Genomic DNA, 16702 nt, shown 5'->3' on the forward strand with positions numbered 1-16702 from the left:
TGACCGTGACTCAATAAAGGCATATCGTTCCCTACATGAGTCTTCCAGTTACAGATACCTCAGCACCTGCCGCGGATACTCGCCACGTCGGCACACTGATCATCGGCAGTGGTTTCGCCGGTCTCGGTGCGGCGATCAAACTGGCACAGGCCGGCATCACGGACTACGTCGTTCTCGAGCGCGGCAACGACGTCGGCGGAACCTGGCGTGACAACAGCTACCCGGGCGCCGCGTGTGACGTGCCGTCGCATTTGTACTCGTACTCTTTTGCACTCAATCCGGAGTGGACGCGCTCCTTCTCCACTCAGCCCGAGATCTACAAGTACATCCAGTCGGTGGCCAACCGCCACAAGGTGCTCGACAAGCACATCTTCGACTGCGATGTTCTCTCCGCACGCTGGGACGAGGCGTCTGCTCGGTGGCACGTCAGCACCAACAAGGGCGAATTCGTCGCAAAGATCGTCGTCTCGGCCGTCGGCGCATTGTGTGAGCCTTCACTTCCGGACATCAAGGGCATCGACGGCTTCAAGGGCGAGATCTTCCACTCCTCGCGTTGGAACCACGACGCCGATCTGACCGGCAAGCGTGTGGCCGTCATCGGAACCGGCGCCTCGGCCATCCAGATCGTGCCGGCCATCGGCAAGAAGGTCTCGCATCTCGACGTGTACCAGCGCACGGCGCCGTGGATCCTGCCCCGCGCAGACCGCGAGTACACCAAGATCGAGCACCTCGCGTTCAAGTACCTCCCCGGCTTCCAGAAGTTGTGCCGCACCGGTATCTACTGGATGCGAGAGACGCAGGTCGTCGGCCTGGCCAAGGCGCCGGTCTTCATGAAGCCGCTGCAGTTCGCCGCCGAGCGTCACCTGAAGGCCCAGATCAAGGACAAGGATCTTCGCAAGAAGGTCATGCCCAACTTCCAGATCGGCTGCAAGCGCATGCTGATCTCGAACAACTACTTCCCCACCCTCGCCCAGGACAATGTCGACCTGGTGACCGAAGGCATCGAGGAGGTCACCGCCAACGGGATCGTTTCGAAGACCGGCACCACGCGTGAGATCGATGCCATCGTCGTGGCGACCGGATTCCACGTCACCGACTCCCCCACCTTCGCGGGAATCTTCGGCAAGGACGGACGCTCGCTCGCCGAGGTCTTCGAAGAGACCGGCATGCAGGGATACAAGGGCGCGGCAGTTGCCAACTTCCCCAACATGTTCTTCCTCGTCGGACCCAACACCGGCCTCGGACATTCGTCGATGGTCTTCATGATCGAGTCGCAGATCAGCTACCTGGTCGACGCGATCGCCACCATCGACAAGTACGACATCGGCACCATCGAGGTGCGCAAGGACAAGCAGGACAAGTACAACAAGGACCTGCAGGCAGCTATGTCCAAGAGCGTGTGGAACAACGGCGGTTGCGCCAGCTGGTACATGGACAAGCACGGAAACAACACCACCCTGTGGCCTGGCTTCACCTTCCAGTTCCGCAATGCCACCAAGCATTTCGACCTCGCGGCATACCGCAGCGTCGCCACCTCGGATCTTGGCGCCGTCGGCACCGCGACCACTTCACAGATCGACCTCGACGACGAGAAGGCAGTAGCACAATGAGTGATTTTGCAGGCAAGGTCGTAGTCATCACCGGAGCGGGATCGGGCATCGGTCGCGCACTAGCACTGAACCTGGCCGGCCAGGGCGCCAAGTTGGCAATCTCCGACGTGGACACCATCGGGCTCGCCGAGACAACGCGTCTGGTGGAAGCCATCGGCGCCGAGGTGAAGTCGGACCATCTCGACGTCACCCAGCGCGAAGCGGTTCTCGAGTACGCCGACGCGGTTGTCGCCCATTTCGGCAAGGTCAACCAGATCTACAACAACGCCGGAATCGCCTACCACGGCACTTTCGAGAAGTCCGAATTCAAGGACTTCGAACGTGTCATGGACGTCGACTTCTGGGGAGTTGTCAACGGCACCAAGGCATTCCTCCCCCACGTCATCGCATCCGGCGACGGGCACATCGTGAACGTGTCGAGCCTCTTCGGTCTGCTGTCGATGCCGGGTCAGAGCGCATACAACTCGGCCAAGTTCGCCGTTCGCGGTTTCACCGAGTCGCTTCGCCAGGAAATGCTGATCGCCAAGCACCCGGTGAAGGTGACCTGTGTGCACCCGGGCGGAATCAAGACCGCCATCGCACGCAACGCCACCGCAGGCCCAGGTGAAGATCTTGCGGTCTTCTCCGAGTTCTTCGACCGCAAGCTCGCGCGCACCACACCGGAGGACGCCGCCAAGACGATCGTCAACGGTGTTCGGAAGAGCAAGCCGCGAGTTCTCATCGGGATGGACGCAATCGCACTCGACGCCTGGGTTCGCCTCGTAGGATCGGGCTACCAGCGCATCGTCGCGATCGTCGCCGGCCGAATGATGCCCAAGTCCAGCTGAGTTCGTTTCACAGCGCAGTTCGTTTCACAGCGCAGTTCGCACAAAGAGTCAGGAGCCCTGCCGGTGAGCACGTTCACCCTTCCGCTGCCCGTGGTCGCATTCTTGTTGAAGCCGTACTTCCGTCTGGCTTTCAACTCGCGGCTGCCGTATCGGATTCAACGTCTGTTGCTCGAGGCCGGGGCACCGCTACAGCAGGTTCCAGCGGGCGCCGTCGTGCGCCCGCTGGAGCTGGCTTGCCGACCGGCAGAGAAGATCACCGTCGGCGCAACCGAGCGCCCCACCGCAGTTCTCTACCTGCATGGCGGGGCGTACACGCTGGGTTCGCTGTCCACACACCGTTCTCTCGCAGCTCATCTCGCCCGTGAGTCGTCCAGTGCGGTCTTCACCTTGGACTACCGTCTCGCGCCGGAGAATCCGTATCCCGCCGCTCTCGACGACGCGGTCTCAGCCTTCATGCAGTTGGTCACCGAGTTCGACTATTCGGAAGACCGCGTTGCCATCGCCGGCGATTCGGCCGGTGGCGGCCTGGCCGCGGCGACCGCTATCCGTCTGATCGAGCGTCACGGCGTGACCCCCGGCGCGCTTGCCCTGATCTCACCGTGGGTCGATCCCGGCGATCGGGGTGCTACCAAAAAGGCCGACCTGGTGGTCAACACAGCGTGGTCCTTCGACGCCGCCGACGCCTACCTTGCCGGAGGCGACCGTACTGATCCCGGCTACGCACCGATGCATGGCAAGCTCGACGGGTTGCCACCCACCAGGATTCACGTCGGTTCCGAGGAAGTCCTCTACCCGCAGATCATGACGTTCACCGACAAGCTCTCCGCTGCCGGCGTCGATGTGTCCCTGGTCGAGTACGCAAGACTCTGGCACGTGGCTCACGCACAGGCGTCACTGGTGAAGGAAGCAGCAGACGCCGTTTCCGACCTCGGCCAGTTCATCGCATCGAAACTGATTCGTGCCAAGGATGATTCGAGTTCAGCAGTGGGCTCGAACAGTCACTGACGGGTGGCCCACTCCGTCCATGTCACTGACGGGTGTCCCACCAGGTGCGGGCGACTTCCGAGGCTGACGCCTTGCCGGTCCGCACCTGCTCGATCATTGCGGCGAGATCGGTGGTGGACAGTTCACCGGCAACGACGCTGAGCGCCTTGACAGCCGAATCTCCCAGTGCGCCCGCTCGAAAGAGCGGAACGACATTCTGCGCAGCCAGAACGTGATTCGAATCAGCGAGCACTGTGACGGCATCGGATTGTGCCAACGCCGACAGCGTCGTGGTTCCGAATACTTGTGCACCGGGTACGTCTGCCGGCGTTGCCTGATCGACACCGGCGAAGACACACTCGGCGCCCTCGGCCAACTGTTCCACTGCCCCGTCCTCGACGAATCTCGCGGAGACGAGCGGCGTCGCCGCGGCACACGAAGGAGCAAAGGCTTCTATCGTCTTCGCTCCCAACGACTGTGCGTATCCGTTGTCGAGTGCGAGGACCGCACGATCTTCGGCCATCGCATAGTCGGAGACCGAAAGACCCTCCGGCAGAGAGCGACTCAAGGCTTCGAAGACGTCGTCGGCCTTGCGGGCCGGGGATGAAGGGTCGTAGTGATCGAGCAGCGCGCCGGTGAACTCGGGCACCAAAGTGACTCGCGCTGCGTCCAGAGCCTCGAGTGATTGGTTTCGGCCACCACCCACCGATTCGACGCGAGCCGACAGGCCGGAGGAGGAGAGCACCGTCGAATACACCTCGGCCAACACCGAACTCTCCACCGATGCGTCAGCAGCCACCACGATCTGGTCACGAGACTCCGCTTCGGCACCCTCTACCACCGAATCACCGTTTGCGCATCCGCTGAGAATCGGCAGGACCATCAGTGCTGCAACAACAGTCGAATACTTCGTGCGTGTGCTCTTCACCGAAATCCTCACATCCAATCCCATGGATCGAAAACCGTGCCATGTCGGTACCTATCGTTACACTTGTCGGGCGATGCGCGGTAACCAGTCCTGACGCAGCCACTCGGTGGCGGCGCCGTCGGAGTCACTCGGGTGGCTTCGCCACAAGGGAATGGTTTCCGACGCCCGAAACACGGGACGCCCGAAAAACCGGAAGGACGCTCATGCGCACCTCACGATTTCGTTCCAACCGTTGGCTCGTAGCCGCGGCAACCGTTGTCTCTCTGACTGCACTGACAGCGTGCGGTAGCAGCGACGGTGACTCCAACAGCGATCCCAACGCGATCGTCGTCGGCTCCGCCAACTTCACCGAATCCGAGACGATCGCCAACATCTACGCCGAAGCACTGCGTGTCAACGGGTTCGATGTGTCCACGTCGTTCAACGTCGGCAGCCGCGAGGCGTACATTCCGGCACTCAAGGACGGGTCCATCAGTGTCATTCCGGATTACACGGGAAATCTCCTGCAGTACTTGGATCCCGACAGCACGGCCACCAGCTCCGCTGACGTCCTCGCTGCTCTTCCCGCAGCTCTCGGGTCGGAATTGGCAATTGCGACGCCTGCATCCGCCGAGGACAAGGACGCCGTCGTCGTCACGAAGGAAACCGCTGACAAGTGGAACCTGAAGACGATCGCCGATCTGGCTCCGCATTCCGCCGAGGTCAAGTTCGGTGCTCCGGCCGAGTTCCAGGAACGTCCAGCCGGATTGCCCGGTTTGAAGTCCAATTACGGCCTCGACATCTCGGCAGCCAACTTCGTTCCGATCGCCGACGGCGGTGGACCGGCAACCGTGAAGGCTCTCTCCTCCGGTGACATCACCGCGGCAAACATCTTCACGACGTCGGCCTCCATCCCGGAGAACAACTTCGTGGTTCTCGAAGACCCGAAGAACAATTTCCCGGCTCAGAACGTGGTGCCGGTGCTGCGCGCGTCGAAGTCTTCCGACAAGTTGAAGACAGTCCTCGATGCGGTGTCCGCCAAGCTCACCACCGAAGAGTTGTTGGCACTCAACGTCCAGGTGTCCGGCGACACCAAGACGGAGCCGGCAGCGGCGGCCAAGGCGTGGGTGACGGCGCAGGGCCTCGACAAGCCGGTCTCGTAGTCACGTGATCACCTTCGAGGGCGTCACCAAGCAGTATCCGGACGGCACCACCGCCGTCGACCGTCTCGATCTCACCATCGAGGCCGAGTCGTTCACGGTGTTCGTGGGGCCGTCCGGGTGCGGCAAGACGACGTCGATGCGCATGATCAACCGGATGATCACACCGACGTCGGGCAAGATCTTCGTCGACGGTCGTGACATCGCCCAGACCGACGCGGTGAAACTGCGTCTCGGTATCGGGTACGTCATCCAGAACGCCGGCCTGCTTCCGCACCGCACCGTGATCGACAACGTCGCAACGGTTCCGGTGCTGCGCGGTGAGTCCCGCCGCGCCGCCCGTAAAGCCGCGTTGGGTGTGCTCGAACGAGTCGGTCTGGACATCTCACTTGCCACCCGCTACCCCGGGCAACTCTCGGGTGGACAGCAACAGCGTGTGGGAGTTGCGCGTGCATTGGCGGCCGATCCGCCGATCCTGTTGATGGACGAGCCGTTCAGCGCCGTCGACCCCGTCGTGCGTGAGGATCTGCAGACCGAAATGCTCCGTCTGCAAAGCGAACTGAAGAAGACGATCGTCTTTGTCACCCACGACATCGACGAGGCAGTCAAACTCGGTGATCACATTGCCGTCTTCGGTCCCGGCGGGCGGCTTCAGCAGGTGGCGGCACCTCGCGACGTGTTGGCCGCTCCGGCAACGGATTTTGTCGCCGGATTCGTCGGACGCGATCGCGGCTATCGGGGATTGTCGTTCCGCGCTGCCGACGAGGTTCCGTTGCACCCTGTACGCACGGCCGTCGAGAACGAATTGAAGGCTCTACGTCTCGAATTGGGCGAATGGGTTCTCGTGGTCACGGACAACGGAACTCCGCAGGGATGGATCGACGTGACCGGCGTCGAAGGCCTGCGCTCGGGACGAACCCTTGCTCAGTCGACGTCTGCCGGTGGTTCGCTGTTCTCCCCCGGCGGCGATCTCCGCCAAGCACTCGATGCGGCAATCTCGTCGCCTTCCGGTATCGGCGTTGCCGTCGACGGCGAGGGCGCGGTCATCGGCGGGATCCTCGGTTCCGAAGTCGTGGCGAAATTGGCAGATCAGCGTCGACGCGAGGACGAGGAACGCAACCGCGTCGCCTTCACCGAGGGATTCGGGTCGTAGCGGCATGCGCTGGCTCATCGACAATTTCTCGACGGTCGTGGATTACTCGAAGACCCATCTGTATCTGGCACTGCTTCCTTTGCTGATCGGTCTCCTGATTGCCGTTCCGGTCGGAACAGCGATCCGCAACGTCAGATGGCTGCGCCGAATCACGTTGACCCTGGCGAGCATTGCGTTCACGATTCCGTCGCTCGCGCTGTTCGTCACCATCCCCCAGTTGTTCGGACTCAAGACCCTTGATCCTCTCAACGTCGTGATCGCACTCAGCGTGTATGCGACGGCACTGCTCATCCGGGCAGTACCCGAAGCACTCGACTCGGTGCCGGACAACGTCATCGACGCCTCCACCGCCGTCGGTTTCACACCACTACGACGCGCTCTGACGGTCGAGTTGCCATTGGCGCTGCCGGTGATGATCGCGAACATCAGAGTTATTGCCGTTACCAATATTTCGCTGGTGTCAGTCGGATCTCTGATCGGAATCGGCGGGCTTGGAGTCCTGTTCAAACAAGGCTACGACCGCGACTATCCCGACCAGATCGTTGCGGGCATCATCGCGATCGTCGTGCTGGCACTGGCGCTCGATCTGATCCTGTATCTGATCGGCCGATTCCTGACCCCGTGGACCAGAACGTCGACCTCGTCGAAGGTTCCCGCCGTCCTGTCAGCCGAGGGGGAACCCGTATGAGCATCTTCACCGGGGCCTGGGACTTCATCGTCGATCCCGGAAATTGGAGCGGCGACACCGGAATCGGCACCCGCATCCTCCAGCACCTCTGGTACAGCGTTCTGGCCGTGGCACTTTCGGCTGTGATCGCGGTGCCCATCGGATTACTCATCGGCCATCTGCGTCGCGGTGAGATCGTGGTCGTCAGTCTGGTCAACGCACTGCGGTCACTGCCCACTCTCGGCCTGCTGACCTTCCTCGTTCTTCTCATGGGTCTGGGAGTGATGCCGCCGATTCTCGCCCTCGTCATTCTTGGTATTCCCCCACTACTCGCCGGCACGTACGCCGGAATCGCCAGCGTCGACCGCGGCGTCGTCGAGGCCGCACGGGCGATGGGTATGACCGAACTCCAAGTGCTCTTCCGCGTCGAGATACCCAATGCGCTGCCATTGATTCTCGGCGGACTGCGTAACGCAACACTGCAGGTGATTGCCACGGCAACGGTCGCCGCCTACGTCAACCTCGGCGGCCTCGGCCGGTACATCTTCGACGGTCTCGCACTCTACAAGTACGACCGAGTCGTCGTCGGCGCAATCCTGGTCGCGGTTGTGGCTCTCGTCGTGGACGGCTTACTGGCGCTGGTGGTCTGGGCATCGGTTCCCGGGACCGGCAGGCTGCGCCGAACACCCGACCTCACTCGTCTGTAGCTCTCGGTACACACGAAAAAGCCCCGATCGGAACCTTGTGTGCGGGTTCCGATCGGGGCTTTCGTAGTCCCTCTTAGCTGGTCACGCCCTCAGCATGCGCTGCGGCCGCGACGGCTTCCGCTACTGCGGGTGCCACGCGAGGGTCGAGTGGGCTGGGGACGATTTTGTCCGCCGCCAACTCGTCGCCGACCACCGACAGGATTGCCTCGGCGGCAGCGAGCTTCATACCTTCGGTGATGCGACGGGCGCCGGCGTCGAGCGCGCCCTTGAAGACACCGGGGAAGGCAAGAACGTTGTTGATCTGGTTCGGGAAATCACTACGGCCCGTCGCCACGATCGCCGCGTACTTCGACGCGGTTTCGGGGTGAATCTCCGGGTCCGGGTTGGAGAGTGCGAACACGATCGACTCGGGAGCCATCGAAGCGATGAGCTCCTCGGGGATCTTGCCCGCCGAGACACCGAGGAACACGTCAGCACCTTCGAGAGCCTCGATGGCACCACCATGCAGGTCACGGGGATTGGTGCGGGCCGCGAGTTCTGCCTTCACGTCGTTGAGGTCGCTGCGCTCACCCGAGATGATGCCCTTCGAGTCCAGCACGATGACGTCGCTGATTCCGGCGGCAAGCAGGATGTTCGCGCAGGCAACACCCGCAGCGCCGGCGCCGGAGATGACGACCTTGAGTGTGGTGATGTCGCGGCTCTGGACCTTCACGGCGCCCTTGAGTGCCGCGAGGACCACGATGGCGGTTCCGTGCTGATCGTCGTGCATGACGGGGCAGTCGAGAGCTTCGATAACGCGCTTCTCGATCTCGAAGCAACGCGGCGCCGAGATGTCCTCGAGGTTGACCGCGCCGAAGCTCGGACGCAGTCGGATGAGTGTCTCGACGATCTCGTCGGGATCCTTGGTGTCGAGAACCAGCGGAATGGAGTTCAGTCCGGCAAAGTTCTTGAACAGCGCCGACTTGCCCTCCATGACGGGCAGCGACGCGCGAGGGCCGATGTCGCCGAGTCCGAGAACCGCGGTGCCATCGCTGACCACGACGACGAGTCGGTTGGTCCACGTGTATCGATCGGCAAGGGTTTCGTCTGCAGCGATGGCGCGGCTCACCTGAGCAACACCCGGCGTGTAGGCGATCGAGAGGGCCCGCTGCGTATCGAGCGGTGCTGTGGTCTCGACCGAGAGCTTGCCACCGACGTGAGCGGCAAAGATTTCTTCGTCGGTCAACTCGACCTTGGGTACGTTGATGGCTTCAGTCACGAGGGACACGATGACACTCCTGATTAGTCCAGCCTCAAGCGGGGCTGGGTTACTGGGAAGTAATCCTTCGGACCGGTGCGAAACTACGTTCACAACGGTCAGAGATCATTTCTTCCGCGAACGACTACTGAGAAGAAGAGCATTCGGCGTGCGCGAGAAAGTGGGCCGCAATACATCCGAAGCGTCATGGTGTGGGGCGGGTGAGCCCTGGCGTATCCATGCAATCTAGGTTTCGGGAGAAATTCTGACGAAACCTGCACTTCGGGGCCGGGCTGTGGCGCCGCCTCGAAGTAACTCCAGTTTGCCACCAGAGTCGGATCACAATCAAATCCTCCAAGCGGTCGGATTCCTCACCACACTCGAACCCGAGCCGTCATCCCCACCGTGTCATCCCCACCCAGTCATCCCCACCCAGTCATCCCCACCACTGCGTCACCAACAACAGCCCCGCCACCACGAGCACGACCACCGATCCGGCAACCGCCGCGATACCCCGCCTGCGGTCGCACCAGATCTGCGCGGCCAGAGCAACCACCGAGGCCGCAATGTGCGCGGTGATCGACGTTGTTCCCGGACCCGGGAATCCGCGGTTGCCGCCCAGATATGCCGAACCGATGATCACAAGTGTCAAGACCACGATTCCGGCCGCCACGGTGCCACTCAGGGCGCGTAGAGCGCGGACCAGCAGCCATTGTCGTTTGTCGGCGGGATAGTCGTAATCGTCTTCGTACTGATAGTCCTGATATTCCTGGTACTGGTAGTCGTCCTCGTACCTGTCGTTCCGGTCGTACCTGTCGTCGTATGTCATCTCTTACGCTCCCGCGACGAATCCGCGGACTGATTCCGCAATGAGTTGAACCGCGATGGCGGCGAGCAGAAGACCGGCGATGCGTGCCAGCAGACTGATGCCACCCTCGCCCAGTATCCGGATCAGTGCGGTCGAGAAGCGCAGGACCACGAACAGCACGAGGTGGATGGACAGAATCGCCAACGCGATCGCCAGATACGACGCCGCTTCACCGTCGGCCTGGGCGACAAAGACGATGACGGCCGCTATCGCACCGGGACCGGCCATCATCGGCGTTCCCAGAGGAACGAGTGCGACGTTGACGTCGTCGGCTCCCTGCGGACGGTTGGAGGCCTTGCCGGTCAGCAGTTCGAGTGCGATGAGAAGCAGGAGTAGTCCGCCGGCGCCCTGCAACGCCGGAATGCCGATGTGGAGGTAGTTGAGGATCGCCTGACCGCCGATGGCAAAGACCGAGATGACCGCCAGGGAGACGGCGGGGGCCTGCCATGCCGCTCGATTGCGATCTTCACGACTTTTACGTCCGACGAGTGACAAAAACACCGGGATGACTCCGGGCGGGTCCATGATCACGAACAGCGTGATGAACACGGTGAGGTAGAGCGTGGTGTCGAGCATCAGCGCCCCAGTACCTCCACGCCGGTGGCAGCCGAGACGAGTTTGTCGAACTCGGCTTCGTCCGTGAGCTCGTCGCCGAGTCCGATCGTCTTGTTCTCGCCGTGGTAGTCAGAGGATCCGGTGACTGCCAAACCGAGGTCGACAGCCAGGCGGCGCAGGACGTCACGATCGTCGCTGCGATGGTCCGGGTGATCGACTTCGAGACCCCCGAGACCCAACTCGGCCAGATCGCGGATGTGATCGAGCGCAAGCAATCCGCCGCGCGAACGAGCCCGTCCATGCGCAAGGACGGTCACTCCCCCGGCGGCTGCCACCAGTTCGACGGCGTACTCGAGCGGAGTGTCGTACTTGGGAACGTCGTATCGTCCTCGACTGGACAACAGGTCGGAGAAGGCCTCGCTGATGCTCGACACCACACCGGCCCGCATCAGGGCCGCTGCGACGTGCGGGCGTCCGACGGACGGACCGGCGTCGGCGAGGATCTGATCGGGATCGACGGGCAGACCGTCACGCGCCATCATGGTCGTCATCACCCGGATACGTTCGACGCGTTCGGCGCGCAGTCGCTCACGTTCTTTTGCGAATTCGGGGTGCGTCGGATCGAACAGGTACGCAAGCAGATGTACAGCGACCGGCCAACCACGCTCACCTCGACCTTCGCACGACATCTCCATCCCACGAACCAGGCTGACGCCGGCCGGCAAGGCCTGCGCCGCCTCGGCCCAGCCCGAAGTCGTGTCGTGATCGGTGATGGCGACGACGTCGAGTCCGGCGTCGGCTGCGGCGCGCATGAGGGCAGCCGGGGTGTCGGTGCCGTCCGATGCGTTGGAGTGGGTGTGAAGATCTATTCGCACTGTTCCAGTGTGTCAGCAATCGGCAACTTCATCGCGCTCCGGTGGGCGAGCCGGAAGCTGACGTACGATTACGCCGCAGCGGCAGCGCAATTCGATCAGGTGTCGCTGTAGTGCCGTTCCCCTGCATTACAGACCGAGAAGGAGCGAGCGTGCCAACCATGCCGTCACTGCCGAATTGGTCGAACGGCAAATCGACGCAAGCCGATGCGCCCAAGATCCCCGTTCCGGCAGCCCGCGCGATCGTCGACTGCGCGGTCTACGTGGACGGCGTGCGGTTGCCGGGCAAGTACACGCACCGCGCTGCGTTGGCCGAGGTTCGTAGTCGCGACAACGCGTTCGTCTGGGTGGGAATGCACGCTCCCGACGAAGGTCAGATGCAAGATGTCGCAGCAACTTTCGGACTCCACGAGCTGATGGTCGAGGATGCCGTCCATGCACACGAGCGCCCGAAACTCGAACGCTACGACGACGTCATGTTCCTGGTGCTGCGCACGGTCGTCTACGTGCCGCACGAGTCCGTCGCGACGGCGAGCGAGATCGTCGAAACCGGCGAGATCATGGTGTTCGTCGGCCCCGACTTCGTGGTGACCGTCCGGCACGGGGATCACTCCGAACTGGCAAGCGTGCGCAAGTCACTCGAGCAGAACCCCGAGCGCCTCACCATGGGCCCGTTCGCGGTGTTGCACGCGATCACCGACCACGTCGTCGACAGCTATCTCTCCGTCATCCAACTCGTCGAACAGGACGTCGACAGCATGGAAGAGTTGGTGTTCAACCCGCGGAACACCGTTGCCGTCGAGCACATCTACCTGCTCAAACGTGAAATCGTCGAACTACGACGCTCGGTCACTCCACTCGGATTGCCACTGCTCCAGCTGACCCAGCCCGCGGGCGGCCTCGTCCCGAAGGAGATCCGGCGATACTTCCGTGACGTACGAGATCACCACACGATCGTGGCCGAACGTATCTCGGAATACGACGAGGTGTTGAGTTCGCTGGTCGACGCCGCACTCGCGAAGATCGCGGTGCAGCAAAACACCGACATGCGCAAGATCTCCGCGTGGGTCGCTATCGCCGCCGTGCCGACCGGCGTTGCCGGTATCTACGGGATGAACTTCGAGAACATGCCGGAACTCGGTTACAAGTACGGCTATCAGTCCATCCTGTTCCTCATCGCGTCGGTGTGTGTCGGCTTGTTCTTTCTCTTCCGTCGCAACAACTGGCTGTGAACCTCGCACGCTGACTCCCTGTACTTGCCACCGTCGCAGGCGGACAATGGATATGGGTACGCATTTTCATTCCGTTCCCGAAATCCATTTTGCGACAAGCAAATTCAGATCCAAGGAGAAGTGGAGGAGCAACCATGCCTACAGTCGAGCAATCCGTGGAGATCGCGTTGCCACCCAAGGACGTCTGGGAGTACATCGCCGTCGCCGAGAACTGGCCCAACTGGGAGAATTCGATGGTCGAGTGCAAACAGATCACCGACGGCCCGATGGGCGTGGGAAGCCGCTGGCACGGTGTCTCGCGAATCCTGGGCAAGCGTCTCGAGTGGACATCCGAATTCACCGAGTACGACCCACCGAGATCGTCGAAATCGACGTCCGTCGAAAGTCCGGTCAGCTTCTCGCAGACCACGACCTGCGAAGAAGTCGGTGACGGCACTCGGGTCACCTACCGACTCGACAGCGAAAGCGGCCTGGGAGGAGTATTCGGCAAGATGGCCGACCCGATCGTCACGAAAGCATTTTCACGGACGGTTCGGGTAAGTCTCGAGAACTTGGCGGACATCCTCGTGCACGCCGAATGATCTGACGGACAAAGCGCCAGCGCAGCTAGAGCGAGGCAGCAGAACGGTGCGGATCGCGGATGTCGATCCCCGCCTCGGTCCACGCTTCCCTCAGTGCCTCCGCGCCGCGCAGACGCACCCAGGCGGCTTCGGTACCGGTCAGGGGGACCACACCAAGGAAGCGCACCGGGTCGAACGGCTCCGGCAGCGTCAGGTCTTCGATCCCGCTGTCACCGAGAAGCACCGCCGTGAACGCAGTGTCCTTCCACAGCGGCTCACCCAGGTCCAACAGTGCGTCCTCGAGCAGCACGACCCCTTCGACGGACGGCGCCGCAGCCAGCACCGCGAGCGTCCTGGCCACACCTGACGCCACACCGGTGCCACCGCGCAGCGTGAGTACCAACTCGGCGCGGGGTCCGCGTGTGGGGTCTGCGACCAGTTCGTTGGGGTCGCCCATCGGATGACGCGAGCACCCCAGTGTGACGTAGCGGACCAGGCCGTCGGGTGATTCGAAACGCAGCACGTCCAGCGGTTCGACACCGAGGAACGTCACCGAGGCCGCGGTGGGGTCCGGCCCCTCGATGCTGCTGACGAGATGGGCCCGGACGGAAGATACGACGCTGTCTGACACTCGTCCATCTAAACACCGTGCCCGCGAGGTTCGCAGCGCAGATACCTCGCGGTGGCGGTAGCGTCGTCGAAATGGTCTCCGTTCTCGCTGTCAGCGACGAGACTGTCGAATTCCTGTGGAGCAGTCAGGTTCGTTCACTCGGAGTCGACGTGATCCTGGGCGCGGGCGATCTGCCGTTTGCTTATCTGGAGTACCTGTCTGACCAACTGAATGCGCCTTGCGTGTTCGTTCCCGGGAACCACGACGCCGATCTGTCCGGATATTCGAACAAGAGATCGGGTTGGACGCGGGCCGGGATGCCGGCGCAGTGGCCAGGGCCTACCGGCGCAGTCAACGCCGACGGACGCATCGTGACCGTCGCCGGTCTGCGGATCGCGGGCCTCGGTGGTTCCATCCGATACAACACGGGTCCCAATCAGTGGTCCGAGCGCCAGCAGAGCCGACGCGCTCGCTCGCTCGCCTGGCGAAACGCCTGGCAATCGCGGCTTCCCGGCGGCCGGGCGGGCGTGGATGTGCTGCTCACCCACAGCCCCGCCCGCGGTGTCGGCGACGCCGAGGATCGGCCACATCGAGGGTTCGAATGCTTCACGCCTTTGATTCACAACCTCGATCCGACGGTGATGGTCCACGGACACATCCACCCGCACGGGCGAACCCCTCTCGATCTGGCGGTAGGCCGGACTATCGTGCTCAATACCGTCGGCTTCACGCTGATGGAGATTTCCCCAGGTACTCCGCCGACGATCGTGAGGCGCCGACATGGCTCGTGACACCGGATTTCCCACAGCCGACGCGGAGAACGACTTCGCTCGTCAGCGTCGACGTGCCGACGTTGCCCGTCTGGTCAGTTGGCTACGACGCGAACCCGACGACGTCAACGCGATCCTGCCGTTCGACGAGGTTGTCGCAGCTCTGGGCAAGGTCGGCGAGAAGTCTCTGGGTCTGCAGGTCGTCACCATCGAATCGATCGTCGGAAGTGTCGACCGCACAGGTGATTTCGACAGGTACTTCCGGCCGACGTCAACTCACTCTCGTGCGCGTTGGGAACGGCTTGCCGTGGCGCAACGACGCGGCGAATCGGTGCCACCCGTTCAGTTGTACCGTGTCGGCTCCATGCACTTCGTGATCGACGGACACCACCGAGTGTCCATTGCGTGTGCGATGCACCAGAAGACAATCGACGCGTACGTCACCGAGATCATCACGCGTATCTCGCCGGAAGGCATCACTCAGCGCGCCGATCTGCTCATCAAGGACCATCGCCGACTCTTCCTCACCCGCGTTCCGCTGCAGGGTTCACAACGCGAAGCCGTCCAGGTCACCGACCCGTGGGAGTACGCCGAACTCAGTGAGTGTGTGGAGGCGTGGGGTTTTCGGCTCATGCAGGAGAAGGGTGAGTTCCTCGGCCGAGACACCGTCGCCCGCCGCTGGTTCGGCGAGGAGTTTCTGCCCGTCGTGCGAATGCTGCGGGGTGCCGACATGTTGCCCGAGCACACCGACGCCGAGGCCTACTTGTGGATCGCCCGGGAGCGGTACCGACTGGTGCGGCGTCACATGTGGAACGACGAGATCGTGGCCGAACTACGCGATCGAGCACCGCGAAAGCACAAGCCCGCTACGTAGCGACAGCGAACCGCACCTCTCGGTTCGGGATCTTCGGGTGCATGAATTTCAGCAACGCACGCGCTTCCTTCTCGATGGATGCGAGCGCGGTCTTCGGTTGCTGCGCAAACAGAGTCGCGCCCAATTCGACCGTCTCCTTGTCCGGCGTCACCGTCGCGAATCCCACCACCTTTCCGCGCACCAGGATGGCGGGCTTGACGATGCCGTTGACGGTGAAGACGCGAGTTCGGTACTGCTCGTCCATGATTCGCGAGCGGTCGGCGTGCGAGAGCAGGATGTTGTCGAACGGAGCAAGGATTCTGACCGGCGGTGTTCCGGAGTTCGGTCGTGGCGCATCCGGCAGGTCGAACACCTCGGCCCCTTTCGCGTTGACAAAGGTGATCAAGCCGGGACGTAGCCTCTCGAAGACTTCGGCGAGTCTGGTCAGACCCGACCACGCCTGAGCGTCCTTCACGCTCGCGGGGCCGAACGCGGCCAGGTAACGCAGCACCAGTGTGTCGGGCACCGGAATCGAATCCACTTCTGCGCCCAGCCAATTCTCCAACGTCGTCAGCGCCGGTGCGCCGGATTGGCCCCACAACCCTCGCGGTGGAACCTGCACCATCGGCAACAGTCCGCGAACTCCGTGTGCCAACCCTTCTGGCGCGTGGCCGGGAAAGCGCTCCGCCAGTAGAGGCCTCATCTGCATTTGGGTGAGCGGCCCGTCCGCTACGAGGTCCCGTCCCGCCTGCGCCAGAGCGTCGAGATCCAACCCGGTGAGCGCCGCACGCTGTGTGCTGTTGGTGTGGAGATCGCGTTCCATGATCGTCTGAACCGTGGCCCGGAATGGGCCCGCATCCGCGGCCGAAAGAGCAAAGACCGTGCCCCGCATGGCAACAAGCCGCACCACCTGGCGCTTCTCGACAAGGATGGAGAGGTCTTCTGCCGCAAAGTTCTTCAGCCGCGCCCACAGCGCCAGGTAGGGCGGGTTCGGCGCCTGGGCCTGCAGACCTGCCAGGTGCTCGATCGCATCCAACGCACTGACCTCGGCCCTCCGCAGCAGGAACTGCCGCGCCAGAGTCGCCAGGTTGAGCTCGCGATCGGTGATCAGTGCAGCCATCGACAACTCC

The 16702-nt window shown here is 62.7% G+C and carries 18 protein-coding genes; 11 read left to right on the forward strand and 7 right to left on the reverse strand.

All coding sequences use genetic code 11. The features are described from left to right. Positions 1-35 precede the first annotated feature (35 nt). The 3 genes from ATN38_RS02975 (at position 36) to ATN38_RS02985 (ending at position 3442) form a co-directional block, all read left to right on the forward strand. Positions 36-1610 carry an NAD(P)/FAD-dependent oxidoreductase gene (locus tag ATN38_RS02975; protein ID WP_218747574.1) on the forward strand — a complete coding sequence of 525 codons (1575 nt, stop codon included), beginning with the start codon at positions 36-38 and terminating at the stop codon, positions 1608-1610. Further along, positions 1607-2437, forward strand: a complete 831-nt coding sequence (locus ATN38_RS02980; protein ID WP_007736128.1) for an SDR family oxidoreductase — start codon at positions 1607-1609, stop codon at positions 2435-2437. The genes ATN38_RS02975 and ATN38_RS02980 overlap by 4 nt, the downstream gene beginning before the upstream one ends. A gap of 63 nt (positions 2438-2500) precedes the next feature. Then, positions 2501-3442, forward strand: a complete 942-nt coding sequence (locus ATN38_RS02985; protein WP_007736126.1) for an alpha/beta hydrolase fold domain-containing protein — start codon at positions 2501-2503, stop codon at positions 3440-3442. Between the two features lie 22 nt (positions 3443-3464). Here ATN38_RS02985 and ATN38_RS02990 read toward each other — a convergent pair whose 3' ends face one another. Beyond that, a complete protein-coding gene (locus tag ATN38_RS02990; RefSeq protein WP_042923402.1) occupies positions 3465-4349 on the reverse strand; it encodes an ABC transporter substrate-binding protein in 885 nt (294 codons plus the stop codon). Between the two features lie 203 nt (positions 4350-4552). Between ATN38_RS02990 and ATN38_RS02995 the strand changes: the two genes are divergently transcribed. Genes ATN38_RS02995 through ATN38_RS03010 form a run of 4 tightly spaced genes read left to right on the forward strand, consistent with a single transcriptional unit; the run spans position 4553 to position 8015 of the window. Beyond that, positions 4553-5491 (forward strand): ABC transporter substrate-binding protein, encoded by a 939-nt coding sequence (locus ATN38_RS02995; RefSeq protein ID WP_003945094.1) that lies wholly within the window; start codon positions 4553-4555, stop codon positions 5489-5491. Positions 5492-5495: 4 nt separating this feature from the next. After that, positions 5496-6641, forward strand: coding sequence for an ABC transporter ATP-binding protein (locus ATN38_RS03000; protein ID WP_003945084.1), 1146 nt, complete (start codon positions 5496-5498; stop codon positions 6639-6641). A gap of 4 nt (positions 6642-6645) precedes the next feature. Continuing rightward, entirely contained in the window at positions 6646-7329 is a 684-nt protein-coding gene (locus ATN38_RS03005; RefSeq protein ID WP_007736121.1) for an ABC transporter permease, read from the forward strand. After that, on the forward strand, positions 7326-8015 hold the full coding sequence (locus ATN38_RS03010; protein WP_003945081.1) for an ABC transporter permease: 690 nt from the start codon (positions 7326-7328) through the stop codon (positions 8013-8015). Before ATN38_RS03005 ends, ATN38_RS03010 begins: the two co-directional genes overlap by 4 nt. A gap of 73 nt (positions 8016-8088) precedes the next feature. Here ATN38_RS03010 and ATN38_RS03015 read toward each other — a convergent pair whose 3' ends face one another. The 4 genes from ATN38_RS03015 to ATN38_RS03030 form a co-directional block, all read right to left on the reverse strand. Then, positions 8089-9282: an NADP-dependent malic enzyme gene (locus ATN38_RS03015; RefSeq protein WP_003945072.1), complete on the reverse strand. Its 1194-nt coding sequence runs from the start codon at positions 9280-9282 to the stop codon at positions 8089-8091. Positions 9283-9688: 406 nt separating this feature from the next. Further along, complete coding sequence (locus ATN38_RS03020) at positions 9689-10081, reverse strand: hypothetical protein (RefSeq protein WP_007736120.1); 393 nt, start codon at positions 10079-10081, stop codon at positions 9689-9691. Positions 10082-10084: 3 nt separating this feature from the next. Then, positions 10085-10699 (reverse strand): MarC family protein, encoded by a 615-nt coding sequence (locus ATN38_RS03025; protein WP_164490628.1) that lies wholly within the window; start codon positions 10697-10699, stop codon positions 10085-10087. After that, positions 10696-11550, reverse strand: coding sequence for a PHP domain-containing protein (locus tag ATN38_RS03030; protein ID WP_007736119.1), 855 nt, complete (start codon positions 11548-11550; stop codon positions 10696-10698). Before ATN38_RS03030 ends, ATN38_RS03025 begins: the two co-directional genes overlap by 4 nt. Before the next feature lie 158 nt (positions 11551-11708). Here ATN38_RS03030 and ATN38_RS03035 point away from each other — a divergent pair, with 158 nt between their 5' ends. Together ATN38_RS03035 and ATN38_RS03040 are read left to right on the forward strand one after the other, a co-directional pair. After that, positions 11709-12779: a magnesium and cobalt transport protein CorA gene (locus ATN38_RS03035; RefSeq protein WP_007736118.1), complete on the forward strand. Its 1071-nt coding sequence runs from the start codon at positions 11709-11711 to the stop codon at positions 12777-12779. Positions 12780-12913: 134 nt separating this feature from the next. Further along, positions 12914-13360, forward strand: coding sequence for an SRPBCC family protein (locus tag ATN38_RS03040; protein ID WP_007736117.1), 447 nt, complete (start codon positions 12914-12916; stop codon positions 13358-13360). Between the two features lie 25 nt (positions 13361-13385). Here the strand turns inward: ATN38_RS03040 and ATN38_RS03045 are convergent, their stop codons facing one another. After that, positions 13386-13970 (reverse strand): suppressor of fused domain protein, encoded by a 585-nt coding sequence (locus tag ATN38_RS03045; RefSeq protein WP_007736116.1) that lies wholly within the window; start codon positions 13968-13970, stop codon positions 13386-13388. A 71-nt stretch (positions 13971-14041) separates the two neighbouring features. On the opposite strand from ATN38_RS03045, the gene ATN38_RS03050 reads away from it, so the two are divergent. Together ATN38_RS03050 and ATN38_RS03055 are read left to right on the forward strand one after the other, a co-directional pair. Beyond that, positions 14042-14740, forward strand: a complete 699-nt coding sequence (locus tag ATN38_RS03050) for a metallophosphoesterase (RefSeq protein ID WP_042923373.1) — start codon at positions 14042-14044, stop codon at positions 14738-14740. Beyond that, the gene (locus ATN38_RS03055; RefSeq protein WP_003945080.1) at positions 14730-15593 is read left to right on the forward strand and encodes a hypothetical protein; all 864 of its coding nucleotides are present in this window, start codon (positions 14730-14732) and stop codon (positions 15591-15593) included. Before ATN38_RS03050 ends, ATN38_RS03055 begins: the two co-directional genes overlap by 11 nt. On the opposite strand, the gene ATN38_RS03060 is transcribed toward ATN38_RS03055, so the two are convergent. Beyond that, a complete protein-coding gene (locus ATN38_RS03060; RefSeq protein ID WP_218747576.1) occupies positions 15586-16692 on the reverse strand; it encodes a winged helix DNA-binding domain-containing protein in 1107 nt (368 codons plus the stop codon). The two genes, ATN38_RS03055 and ATN38_RS03060, sit on opposite strands and share 8 nt — an antisense overlap. Between the last annotated feature and the right edge of the window lie 10 nt (positions 16693-16702).

The organism is Rhodococcus sp. FH8 (assembly GCF_019266085.1).
GTDB classification, from domain to species: Bacteria; Actinomycetota; Actinomycetes; order Mycobacteriales; family Mycobacteriaceae; genus Rhodococcus_F; species Rhodococcus_F qingshengii.

Excerpts from the sequence above, each read along its gene's own strand:
- ATN38_RS03020 (WP_007736120.1), bottom strand. The coding sequence starts at position 10,081 with ATGACATACGACGACAGGTACGACCGGAACGACAGGTACGAGGACGAC.
- ATN38_RS03040 (WP_007736117.1), top strand. The coding sequence starts at position 12,914 with ATGCCTACAGTCGAGCAATCCGTGGAGATCGCGTTGCCACCCAAGGAC.
- ATN38_RS02995 (WP_003945094.1), top strand. The coding sequence starts at position 4,553 with ATGCGCACCTCACGATTTCGTTCCAACCGTTGGCTCGTAGCCGCGGCA.
- ATN38_RS03035 (WP_007736118.1), top strand. The coding sequence starts at position 11,709 with ATGCCGTCACTGCCGAATTGGTCGAACGGCAAATCGACGCAAGCCGAT.
- ATN38_RS03060 (WP_218747576.1), bottom strand. The coding sequence starts at position 16,692 with ATGGCTGCACTGATCACCGATCGCGAGCTCAACCTGGCGACTCTGGCG.
- ATN38_RS03050 (WP_042923373.1), top strand. The coding sequence starts at position 14,042 with ATGGTCTCCGTTCTCGCTGTCAGCGACGAGACTGTCGAATTCCTGTGG.
- ATN38_RS03010 (WP_003945081.1), top strand. The coding sequence starts at position 7,326 with ATGAGCATCTTCACCGGGGCCTGGGACTTCATCGTCGATCCCGGAAAT.
- ATN38_RS03005 (WP_007736121.1), top strand. The coding sequence starts at position 6,646 with ATGCGCTGGCTCATCGACAATTTCTCGACGGTCGTGGATTACTCGAAG.
- ATN38_RS02980 (WP_007736128.1), top strand. The coding sequence starts at position 1,607 with ATGAGTGATTTTGCAGGCAAGGTCGTAGTCATCACCGGAGCGGGATCG.
- ATN38_RS02975 (WP_218747574.1), top strand. The coding sequence starts at position 36 with ATGAGTCTTCCAGTTACAGATACCTCAGCACCTGCCGCGGATACTCGC.
- ATN38_RS03055 (WP_003945080.1), top strand. The coding sequence starts at position 14,730 with ATGGCTCGTGACACCGGATTTCCCACAGCCGACGCGGAGAACGACTTC.